Raw genomic sequence first — 11,574 nt, forward strand, 5'->3', positions numbered from 1 at the left:
CGAATATGAAGTTAACCATTGTATCACCTGCTGGTGAAGTGTTTTCACAAGACATTGATGGATTCACAATTAACACCAACTCAGGACAAAGAACCATTCTTGATCGACATGGCGATTTCATCAGTTTCTTTCAATTTACTGAGATAAATCTTATAGGCGCAGCAATCGAAACCAAAAATCTTTATTCTGCGTTGGGCTACGTTTACGTCAAGAACAACCATGCCTACATCGTTGCCCAATTGGTCAACGAAAACCGTGAGGCAATTGAAGAAACATACCGACGAATCAACAACATCCGTCAAGGAAAAGAAACACAGGAACTGCATCATGACAAGTCTTAATGTAATGGCTATTCACCTGATTACAGTTGCAATGATTGTTCTTGGGGTAGCAACTGTGGTGTTAAATATTAAACGAAAAGGCAATCTTGAACGCATTCAAACAATCAACAATAATCTCTTTGTTCGAGGATTCAGTCCGCACAATATCATGATGATTCTTGTGAATACTTGCCAAAGCATTGTAATTATAACCTTGGTAGTATTCGCCGTTCCGCCGGTATATATCGTATTCTATTGTTTGCCATATACGCTTGCACTTGTTGTTATGGCAATCCGTAATTTTACGAAGTATCGCGAAGTCCGCAACATCAACATTTATTCATTCCTAGAGATAATCGTGATTGCAATCAATCTTGTTTATTTCTTTGCCATTAGTTATACGAATTTGGGAACTTATGCAACCATGACGAATACAGTTCTTATCGTGGTCATTCAAACACTTTTACTTATCATAATGGTCCAACGCAATTTTAATCGCGGTAACGCATTGCAAACGAAAGGAGCCACCTCATGACACAGAAATCAAAAAAAAGTTACATAATCATTGCAGCAGTAATGATTACACTCTCAATGGTGTTGCTCTTTTTGCAAAACCGAACTGAGACCTATCAAGATCGTCTTACAAACGAACGTATTGTTGAGATAAATGAAGATCTCAAGGATTACGAATCTACATTACTTCTTTACCGTCAAGCTGGCGTTATCACCGAAGCCGAGGTTATCGAAGGAAATGAGATTGTTACTGAATACAAACAATTGGTTACAGATGGAAACATTGACGCTGCGCTTATTCGCATTGAAGAGTATAAGGAATTCATGAATAGCAAAGCACTCGCTAACATTCAAAATGTGTACAATACACGCGTTAGTGCAGTACAACCCCTCCTCGAAAAGGATACATCTCATTATCATGAAAGTGAGATTACGGAAATCAACGCACTTATTGCAGAAATCAATGAGACAATTTCAACACAGGAGGGTACCCTTGAAGGTAATGTTCAACTCAGCACCCTAACAAAGAGATTGGTCGAAATGTACGCACAAGCGGATGCTCATTATGAAGAAGAAACAAGTCGCATTGCTGAACTTGAGCAATCCAATCGTGAACTTCGCCAAGTAGTCAATGACTTAATCCAAGAAAATAACAATCTCCGTCCATAAGTAATATTCAGAAACTCTGAGCACGTTAAATGCCAGAGTTTTTTATTGGGCTAATTCAATTATTAACTTTTCTACATAAAGTAAATACGCTTAAGATTATAGAAAATTAATGACAGATATAATCATTCGATTTAAAACGAAGGCTATTTTTTCAGGTTTATGTCATCAGAAAATAGGTTTATGACATTCGAACAGAATATCAATAAAGAGGTGATATTATTTGGATTGTTAAATATGTGTGCATCGTCACACATAGAATTTCTGTAACAGGAGGAAATTATGAAAAAACTATTTACAAGTTTACTCGCTATGATTATAGCGGTAGCCTCATTCGCAACATCAGGAGTCGGAGTGACCTCTGTTTTTGCTGATGGAAACTCTTCGAGTGATAATAATTTGTCAATATCCATTCCAAATTACGACGAAAATGTAGGTTGGACAGCTGGTGAAATTTATGAACTATTTATTAGTGCGAAATTTACTGATAATCTCAATGTTAAAAAGCAAATTGAAATTACACTACCCGAGGGGATTCGTTTTGAAAAGATTCCTATGGCCAAAACTGAAGATTTTGTTGACCCAAAGGTTAACACTATTGCCACATGGTCACAATATATTAAAGATGTACAACATCCGACAAGAAATCCAGAGTATCAATCTTATAATAACAAGTTAGTTTATACGATTGATTCTTCAATGAAGTCGTTAAAATTTGATACAATTTCTGTATCTGTTGATATGACGCTATATTATGGACCAAAGCTATTTAAAGAGTCTGAGGGGAATGGAATCTCCGTCAAATTGATTGAAAATGATATTCTAGATTCCAAAACATCTATAGATGTTAAGGCAGTTGGAAATTCAATAATGAACTTTTCAAGAGAAACAACTGTCGTGATGGAAGCTTTTCCTGAAGACGGGAGAAAATACAACTCTGATTTATATAGTGTTTACCGTGCTGGTCATGGGTATGGACAACCATTTTATCTAAAAGGTGCAGAAATTGAAACGCATTATCCAGATCAAATGAAAGTATTCTCACGATATGGAGATCCTGCATATATTGGTGATTCAATCATTGATGAAGAAAATAAGATTGTGAAAACGACATACAATATTCCATATCACTTTGGTATCCCTGGAAAAAACATGTACCCATATCGGGGTGGGATGTTAACGTATGAAATTCCTTCGAGTGCAACACCATCACAAAAAGTTGATGGCAAGTATGTTCCATATGTCGCTCCAGTTACTACTGGTAGAGTTATCGCGTATGATGGAACAGTAATCGAGGTCGGAAATAGATACCAAATGAAACATGTTGTTTTGGATGTCAATGACCCAGAAGCAAACAATGAACGAATAGAAATTAGAGCGGATAATCGATACTATAGTAGCGGCAAGGAAGCCGCTGATGGGAATGATTATAAAATTCTTGCATCAACATTTTCATTAATAAATGGTGCGAGTCAAACTAAGAAAAAGCAATGGATTGAATATATTGTAGGTGATGGTTTTCTAGCTGACGAAGTATCCCTTCCGGTAATGCCGACTCAACCAAAACCATCAATTGTATACTACAGAACCAATTTTGATGACGTAAATGCACCGCTCCGCGAAGCTACCGGGTCACAGATAATGAAAAGTTTGAATGCATTTGGTACTTATGGCTATGGTGTTAACCGAAAATCGGTAGGATTACAAAACAATGAATATATTACATATGTAAAGGCATATGTTGGAGATATCGGAACGGTAAGTGATCCAACTTTTTATACAGGTAGAACGACCCTTTACGCTTTTGGAAAAATGGTTGATGATGAAAATGTAAAGACTGCAACAATGACATTACGCACATGGTCAGATAACGGCTCTGGGGGTGCGGCTGCGAACTCTGAAAATATAAAAACTGCTCAAGTAATCAGAGAGAACATTGGTGCAGAAAATTTGCAGGCCCGCTCGTCAGTCAATGCGAATGGAACGATTATTGCTGGTGGGAAAAATGGCTCTGAGACTATTGAGCCGATGTGGGTTACTACTCACCTCGCAAACAATGGTTACAATTATAGTAATCGTGCAAACATTGTTCAAAATCCAACTATTTATGTTCGAATTCCAAAGTATACAAATGCTGCGAAAACGGATATTAGCGGACTTCAATTGGTAAATAATATGATTACTGTATCTCAAAAGATGAATGACAAATTAGAGTATACTGTAAGTGCACCATATTATAGTAGTGTAGACGAATCTACAATCTATAAAATTACTACAAAAAATGCCAACTATGGCTATTACTTTGGCGAAATGTCAACATTTGGACTTGCAACTGAAAAATACGCACAGCCAATTGCAATTAATTTCCAATTGGAAGCATCTATTGTTGGTTCAGGAAACTATGACTTAGCGCAAATGATTTTCTTCGAGATGCCAAACGGAAATGCTTATTATCCAGTGAATGGACAAATAGGCAATATGATGGATACTCTAGGAATCAGAGAAAGCGGTTCGGTTCGATCCATATCAAGAGTCAATTCTGTTCCTATTAGTGTAATATCGCAAAAAGCATTGCTTGTTGATACATACTTCAAGAAACAAGGTAGCGAAATTAGAGAGCCTGCATATAACCCTACGCTCGGGAATGCCGTTGATTTCACTGCGGGTTCTGAATCGGGATATTATGTAGATATCATGAATAACTCCGGTGAAGCGATGACAGAGCTTACAACCTATGTTCCGTCTCCAAAAACAGGGATTGATTTTGGGGATCTCATTCATGGTGAGGGTGGCGAAACCTTCAACTGGGATATGACCATCATTCCTGTCTACGAAACCGAAGTGTATGTTCGTAATGATGCAGGCGTTATCGTGAAACTGGAAGATGGCCCAGAAAAACAAGCCATCGAGAATAAATATAAAGTATCGTATTCCAACACGGCACGTGATGAGAACTTCGCCGATGCAACCTTCAATCAATCCTCACCAAACGGTGAAACAACCATGATTCGTATCAAGAATGTGGGTGGTATGGATGATGGGGAGCGTATTGTCTATAAGTTTACGTATCTTATTGCGGAAACGAGTCAAACCATTAAAGATCATCCCGAAAAACTTACCACTGTGAATGCATTCCGTCCTTACTATGAATTTGCTTCCTCAACCGCATCGGGATCCCAAGTGGGAACCCTCGCAGCGGGTCGTCTTGAAATGGCAGAGATTAGTGGAAAACTCTTCTTAGATAAAAACCAAAACGGTATCTTTGATGCTGGCGATGAAGTCTTAGACCAAGTAAACATCAAAGCCCAAGCGAAGAATAAAGATACAGGCATCTTTGATGGTGATATCTCTGAGGGCATGACTGATGAGAATGGTCATTATAAACTCGATGTTGCCGTGGGTGAGTATCGTGTTGATTTCAATGAATTACTCTCCATGGATGACTATGAAGACTATCAATACTTTACAATTCCAAAACAAGGCAGTGATGATGCTGTCGACTCGGATGTTGCGTACATCACCAAAGATGACTTGATTGCCGGTACGGTTGTGGTGGACTCACTCGATGATGTGCATGCAAGTGCCATCTCTGCCGGTGTCCTCGACTATCAAGGACAAGTCAAAGCAGATAGCCTTGAGGATGTGGAACTCCTTGCACCACTCAGTGGTCCGCAATCCTTACCGCAAACACAAAGTGTTGAGTTTACCCTCACAAACATCCTTAATATGGATCTGATTGATCAAGATTCCTTAGTATGGACAAGCTCTGATAATACCGTTGCCACAGTCGCTCAAAACAGTGAGAAACTGTTTGGTGGTGATATCACGGCGAAGAAAGTCGGTGTCACGACTATCACTGTCACATTCAAGGATGTCTTTGGAAATGACCAAACACTCAGTGTCAATGTCAATGTGAATCCAAATACAGCACCTGAATTTACCTTCCCAACAGCCGGTAAAACGGTAACTTTCGAAGCGAAAGCCAATACAGAAGCAAACAAAATTCAAGCATGGACGGATGTCTTTGCAGGACTTGAAGCACATGACGCCGAAGATGGAGAAATGATCGATAAGATTGCTTACTCTGTCTTACCTGAAAACTTTGATGTCAGTGTCGCTGGAACTACAGAAATCATCATCAGTGTTACCGATAGTGATGGAAACAAAACTCAAGATACCTTAACGGTTATCGTAACGGATACGACAGCCCCAGACCTTGCAATCACAAACAACCATTTATACATCCTTCAAACCGATGTAAATGAAGTTGTGGAAACATCGTGGGTCAAAGAACACGGAGTCATTAGCTACAGTGATATTGTCACTGCCGAAGAGGACCTAACAGTAACCTATACCGGATTATCCAGTGTGAATACAACGACACCGGGTGATACACAATTCAGTGTCCGTGTTGTGGATGAAGCAGGGAATGATGTTGAGAAAACTGTCACGGTCACGATTGTACCGAAGATGAGTGCCAACGCAAGCATTACCCTTATTCCAAGTGAAGTCGCAGGTGCAGATTGGAAGACGTTATCTGGAGTGGTTGCTTACAAAGTATCCCCAACCAGCAGTGTTCCTTATACCGTGTTTGATATCGATGCCACAAGCGTCTTGACAACACCCGGAACCTACACCTTAACCATCACAACCGAAGATGGCCAAACAACGACAGTATCTGTAGTCGTCGTGGGTGCCAGTGTTGAAAACTATGATCTTTATGTCAACTTAGATGATGTGAAAGATGAAGCATGGTTCATTACGGAAGCAGGCATTGTCGCATCTCCAGTCAGTGGTTCTGTAACGAACCTTGATTTAAGTGGTGTTGATTTCACAACAGCCGGTGATTATGACATCACCATCTCAGTAAGCTATGATGGCAAAACAGGAACCCTTGATCAAACACTCAAGGTCCATGTCCTCCCTTACTTAAGCGCGAAAGCCGTTGTGATGGATGCCCAAGGACTTACAGCAGAAAATCTTGCTCAGAAAATCTTAACCGCATCCCAAGCAGTCGCGTATGATACCAGCGATGCAACACAGAAAGTGGCCTACCCACTGACGCTTGAAGCAGGGTATACAGTGGACACCAGTGGCGTTACCATTGCGAATGGTGAGTACACAGCCGTGATTACAGCTCCCAATGGAGAAACAGTCAGTGTCAGTGTGAAGATTACGGAAGATGCCACCATCAGTGTGGATTCCCCACTGTACTCACGTACCGGAACGGTTCGTGATATGGACTGGATTAAGCATGAATCAAACATGAGTTGGACCCCTTCAAACCGTGTACCAACGATTAATGGAACGGTTGATTATACAACCGCAGGAACCTACAACCTCTCTGCAGCTATTACCAATGGTACAGATACAGACAGTGCAGCGTTCTCTGTGATTATCATGGATAACATGAAACCAACACTCGAAAACTTAGTCATCAATGCGACTGAAGTATCAACACTCAACTTGGTTGAGCGTGTCGGTATTAAAGCGTACGATCTAAGCAATCCACTTCAAGCGGTTGAAACAGCGGTGAGTGTGGGTGGTGAAACCATTCAACCTGTTGAAGGAACCTACAATGTAATCTTCACAGCTGCTGACAATACACCGGTCAATTATACCGTTACGGTAGTTGAAACGGTTACCATCACAGCCGACCATAGCGACCTTTATGTTCGTATGGGAAATGTGAAAGACACTGCATGGATCGCAAGTGAAGCAGGACTTACAATCACACCGTCAACCTTAACCCCAACCTTCACAGGAAGTGTGGACTATGGTGTTGCCGGAGATTATGAAGTAGTGTTACGTGTTGCGAAGTCGGATACTGACTTTGCGGAAACAACCATTACCGTTCATGTCGTTGCACCAATCAGTGGTCATGATATTGTGGTGAATGCCACAGATGTAGCGGGACTTGATCTCTCTGCACTGGTACAACGTACTGAAACCACATCATGGATTGTGGATGATGCCCATACAGCCCATGTCGCCTTGGCGAATGAGTATACCTTGGGAGGCGAAACCATTCTGAATACAGAAGGGGATTATGCTATTACCTTAAGTACATCACAAGAAACAAAGAACATCAATGTAACTGTAATTGAAGATTTAGAACTGAATGTGACTCATGAGAAACTGTATGTGAAACAAGGTGATGCGAAAGATGCATCATGGATTGAAACAACAGCGGGAATTACGTCTGGTCCATTAAGTACCGTCTTGTCGATTGATGAGAGTGCTGTGGATTATGCAACTGCAGGAATCTATGATGTCGTGATTACGGCAGCACGTCCTGACAACAGTGCACAACTCACAGAAACGATCAAACTTGAAGTTGTCCCAGCAATGAGTGGAACACAAACCCTCAGTGTGGATATTGAAGACTTGAAGACGATGGATAAGGATGCAATCCTCGCAATGGTGAGTCCATCGGCATGGAATGTAGCGGATGGTATCTCAAAGACAGTCGTGACATCCTTTACAATTACCGAAACGATTAACGAAGTGGTTGGAACCCAAACACTCACCGTCGTCGCTGACAATGGGGAAACACTCAGTGTAACCCTTACGGTTACAGAGATTGTCCCAGACCTTGAACTCAGTGTGACCAATACAACCCTTTATGTAAAAGAAGGCGATGTGATTGATAACACATGGATTCAAGACAAGGCTGTGGTATCATACAGTCCAAGCAACGCTGTGATCAGTGTCGTTGGCTCTGTTGATACAGATACACCCGGTAACCAAAGTGTTACAATCAAAGCAACATTCCGTGATCAAACACAAACAAGACCCGTTCAAGTGAGTGTGATGCCGAAGATGGGCGCGATGAATACAAATGTCAGTTTGTCATTGAGTGAGCTTAGTGATGTTAGGGTTTTAGAACTTGTGGCACCTATAGCATGGAATACAAACAACCCATTGAATGCTACTGAAGTCACAGGATTCACCGTTGAGAACATGCCATCGACATCGGGAACATTCAATAACGTTGTGATTAAGGCTGCCAATGGCGAGTCTGTCACAGTGAGTGTTACCGTAGTCAATGACGTAGTGGCAACAACGGACTATTCAATTATTGCCGATAGTGTGCGTATCAATATTCATGACTTAAAGAATGCGGACTTCATTGCATTATCCAATGCAACCGGTCTAAAGACAGTCAAGAATACCGATGGCGATGTTCTTTATACCGAAGCAGCACCAGTCTCTGTGAAGAGTGCATTACCTGAAACAGTCGGTACATACACGATGACACTTCAAGCAGGAACGATAACGAAAGATATTCAAGTGGTTGTCTACGATACAGGATTCTTAGAAATCCAAGCGAAAGATGTCAGCATGAAGTGGTCTGAATTTAGTTCCATGAGCGAAGCAGAACTGGAAGCAGAACTCTTGAAACGCAGTGGAGCGAAAGTTGTGAATACGACCACAGGTGAAGAGTACGGAAGCGATGCGATTGAAGTGAAACATAACTTGAAGAGCGTGGTAACAGGACCTGGAACCTATGAAGTATCTTTGAACTATTCGTTGAACCAAAACAATTTGGGTGTGCGAACAAAATACACACGAAGCAATGAAAGTGTTGTGGAGTTTTCATCAAAAATCACCTTAACGGTTGATAATGATACTGAAAACCCAGCAGTCCCTGTGAATCCAGGAAAGAATGATGGAACAAACAATCCATTACTTCCAGGAACAGGAATGGCACCCGTTGCACCAATTTATGCATCAACGATTGCGTTACTCGGAGTCTTGATTCTTGCAGTCAAGAAACTACGCGAGGAACTACGTAAGTAATCAACTCGCATTGCGACTTCGTAAGAACACTCTATGTGTTCACCATGCGAAGTCGCTTTGCATTTTATTAAACTGAAAATAGGGTATAATAGAGGAAGATAATGTAGCGCGTGTTACATACAAAGACGAATTGAAAGACTGAAGAGGAAACCTATGAACAAAATATTACTCGTAGAAGATAACCCCGAATACCTAAATCTACTTGAACGTATTCTCAAAAGAAATGGTTATGATGTAGACATTGCGGATAACCCCATAAAAGGTCTCGAGTTATTGGCAAAGCATAAATATGATTTATTAATATCTGATTTATACCTCGAAGCCATTGATGGCATTCAATTAATTACCGCTGCAAAAAACATCGACGGTGATATCAAAACAATCATTCTTACTGGAAATCCAGCAGAAGCAACAGAAATGGCAGCTGTAGAAAGTAATGTCGATCTTTACTTAGAAAAAAGCAAAAGTATGAATCTTGTACTAAAATACATTGAGCAAGTTCTTAAGAACAAAGTTGGATCAGCTGCAAGAGAAATGATTCTGGAATCAAAGCAACAAAAACTAATCGTAAATCTCAAAACACATGAGGTGCATCGCGATGGAATGCTAATTGATTTAACACCGATTGAATTCCACATACTGCAATTGTTTCTTGAGCGAAAAAATGAAAAACTTACACGAGAAGAAATTATCGAAGCAGTTTGGGGAAACGAAGATGCTGTGCCTCGAATCATTGATGTTCATATTAAGAACCTTCGTGACAAACTGAATGTATTTTCTATTGTAACGGTACGTGGCTATGGCTACAAATGGAATGAAAAAGAATAATAAACTTAAAATTTTAAGTGTACTTATAGCAACTGCATATTGCATCATCGCGGTTGTCTTTTTCATGAATATGATTAATATTGATGAAGACTTTGCGAAACGAGAGCAGTCTTATATTAGAGATGTCGAAGCAAAGATTGAAAATGCACTGTCGCAAGATGTAGATACTATCCCGGATGAACTCAAGGATTTAACACGAGCGATTCCTCTGGAAATAACGGTTGATGATGGGAAAAAAGTTATCTTTACAACCGTTCCGTTTGAAATTGGTGATGAACTGTATGGTCAAACTAACAAACTCATTACGCTGATCGAATCTAAGGGTGAGTTTTTAGGCGATGAGATTGACTTCAATGTGCGCTATGTAATTTATAAAATGCCAGAGGGACCATTCTATCGTGACTTCTTCTACAAACAAATCGCTTTAATTTCAATTGCATTTGGAATCTTGAGTGTAACAACCATTGGTCTTTCACAGATATTTGTGAAACCATTACGGAAGATCCGTGAATCAATTGAAAAAGTCAGTGATTATAAATTTGATGAATTACCGAAAAGTGATGATGCCATCAACAAAGAATTTGGCGATCTTGCTCAGAAACTAGAAAGTGGAATTCATGCTGTTTCCCTACAACATACTGAACTGGAAACAGAATTACAAATTCAAAGAGAACGCCTCAATAACTCACTGAGTGTCTCGCGCTCATTTATACATGATTTCAAAACACCCCTTCATCAATTGATCTTAGAGAATGATTTCTTTATTTCAAAACTTGATGAAGAAAACGATGAAGTCCGTGAGCTTGTACAAATCAATAACGACGTCATTAACCGACTCATGACAAATCTCAACGATGTGCTTGCAATCATGAAGGACGACATTCATACACGAATTCAAGATAAAGAGTTGGTGTCACTAGAGGAGGTTATCTTCGAAACTGTTAATATCTTTACACCTACTGTTCGACTCAACAATTTGATTATGGATGTGTCCGTGGATGAAGTTGATGATATTGAGATTAATAAACCAACCCTTCGCTTGTTGATACATAACCTTGTATCAAATATGGTTCAGTATGCGCAAGAAGGGACAGAACTCTTAATCACAGTCGAAAATTCGGGTGAGAATGTAATGTTAATTTTTGAGAACGAAAGTAGTGAAGAGAACTCGAAAGCAATGAAAGCGAGTGAGCAAATCTTTAATGCCGTAAGTGATGACTACAAAAAATCACACAAGTATAGCAGTGGTAATGGCTTATTCTTAATTAAAGACCTAACATCAATTCTTTCAGGCACTTATAATTTTGCAATAAATAACGAGGTGGTGAAGATTACGATAGTCGTTCCCAAACACCCTGCAGAGTTATAAATAAACAATAGTTAAGTAAATATTAATATATAAAGACAAAAGCCGTTAAAACAAGAAACGGCTTTTCTTATGAAA

The 11,574-nt window shown here is 39.9% G+C and carries 6 protein-coding genes; all 6 read left to right on the plus strand.

Features of this window, described 5'->3' with window-relative positions; all coding sequences use genetic code 11:
• The first annotated feature begins 5 nt into the window (after positions 1 to 5).
• The 6 genes from G7062_RS02220 to G7062_RS02245 all read left to right on the plus strand — a co-directional run bounded on the left by G7062_RS02220 (position 6) and on the right by G7062_RS02245 (position 11,499).
• The gene (locus G7062_RS02220) at positions 6 to 341 is read left to right on the plus strand and encodes a F0F1 ATP synthase subunit epsilon (RefSeq protein ID WP_166064293.1); all 336 of its coding nucleotides are present in this window, start codon (positions 6 to 8) and stop codon (positions 339 to 341) included.
• Positions 328 to 855, plus strand: coding sequence for a hypothetical protein (locus tag G7062_RS02225; RefSeq protein WP_166064295.1), 528 nt, complete (start codon positions 328 to 330; stop codon positions 853 to 855). Before G7062_RS02220 ends, G7062_RS02225 begins: the two co-directional genes overlap by 14 nt.
• Positions 852 to 1,502 (plus strand): hypothetical protein, encoded by a 651-nt coding sequence (locus tag G7062_RS02230; RefSeq protein WP_166064296.1) that lies wholly within the window; start codon positions 852 to 854, stop codon positions 1,500 to 1,502. The genes G7062_RS02225 and G7062_RS02230 overlap by 4 nt, the downstream gene beginning before the upstream one ends.
• A gap of 279 nt (positions 1,503 to 1,781) precedes the next feature.
• Positions 1,782 to 9,302, plus strand: coding sequence for an SdrD B-like domain-containing protein (locus tag G7062_RS02235; protein WP_166064297.1), 7,521 nt, complete (start codon positions 1,782 to 1,784; stop codon positions 9,300 to 9,302).
• Positions 9,303 to 9,455: 153 nt separating this feature from the next.
• On the plus strand, positions 9,456 to 10,130 hold the full coding sequence (locus G7062_RS02240) for a response regulator transcription factor (protein ID WP_166064298.1): 675 nt from the start codon (positions 9,456 to 9,458) through the stop codon (positions 10,128 to 10,130).
• A gap of 64 nt (positions 10,131 to 10,194) precedes the next feature.
• Positions 10,195 to 11,499 (plus strand): sensor histidine kinase KdpD, encoded by a 1,305-nt coding sequence (locus G7062_RS02245; RefSeq protein ID WP_166064299.1) that lies wholly within the window; start codon positions 10,195 to 10,197, stop codon positions 11,497 to 11,499.
• Positions 11,500 to 11,574: the final 75 nt, after the last annotated feature.

Origin of the sequence: Erysipelothrix sp. HDW6C (assembly GCF_011299615.1) — a bacterium.
Lineage (GTDB): Bacteria > Bacillota_I > Bacilli_A > Erysipelotrichales > Erysipelotrichaceae > Erysipelothrix.